We start from the raw sequence: 908 nt of genomic DNA, 5'->3' as shown, positions 1-908 counted from the left end.
TTTAAGTACCGAAGGTCATGAGTTCACACTGCCAAGAAAAGCTTCTAGCCAGGCGAAGGTGCCCGTACCGCAAACCGACACAGGTGGGTGAGAAGAGAATTCTAAGGCGCGCGGAAGAACTCTCGTTAAGGAACTCGGCAAAATGACCCCGTAACTTCGGGAGAAGGGGTGCCTCGGTAGGGTGAATAGCCCGAGGGGGCCGCAGTGAAAAGGCCCAAGCGACTGTTTAGCAAAAACACAGGTCTGTGCGAAGCCGCAAGGCGAAGTATACGGGCTGACGCCTGCCCGGTGCTGGAAGGTTAAGAGGAGTGGTTAGGGGCAACCCGAAGCTATGAATTGAAGCCCCAGTAAACGGCGGCCGTAACTATAACGGTCCTAAGGTAGCGAAATTCCTTGTCAGGTAAATTCTGACCCGCACGAATGGCGTAACGACTTGGGCGCTGTCTCAACGAGAGATCCGGTGAAATTTTAATACCTGTGAAGATGCAGGTTACCCGCGACAAGACGGAAAGACCCCATGGAGCTTTACTGCAGCTTGATATTGGACTTTGGTACGATCTGTACAGGATAGGTGGGAGCCTTTGAAGCGTGAGCGCCAGCTTGCGTGGAGGCGCCGTTGGGATACCACCCTGATCGTATCGGAGTTCTAACCTGGTACCGTGATCCGGTATGGGGACAGTGTCAGGTGGGCAGTTTGACTGGGGCGGTCGCCTCCTAAAATGTAACGGAGGCGTTTAAAGGTTCCCTCAGAATGGTTGGAAATCATTCGCAGAGTGCAAAGGCATAAGGGAGCTTGACTGCGAGACCTACAAGTCGAGCAGGGACGAAAGTCGGACTTAGTGATCCGGTGGTACCGAATGGAAGGGCCATCGCTCAACGGATAAAAGCTACCCTGGGGATAACAGGCT

General features: G+C 53.6%; 1 rRNA gene. It reads left to right on the top strand.

Going from position 1 to position 908, the window contains the following annotated elements:
* A 23S ribosomal RNA gene (locus A8708_RS00075) occupies positions 1-908 on the top strand; the annotation flags it as partial.

It is taken from the genome of Paenibacillus oryzisoli, from assembly GCF_001653565.1.
GTDB lineage: Bacteria > Bacillota > Bacilli > Paenibacillales > NBRC-103111 > Paenibacillus_E > Paenibacillus_E oryzisoli.
This window is presented reverse-complemented; position numbering and strand designations above follow the sequence as displayed.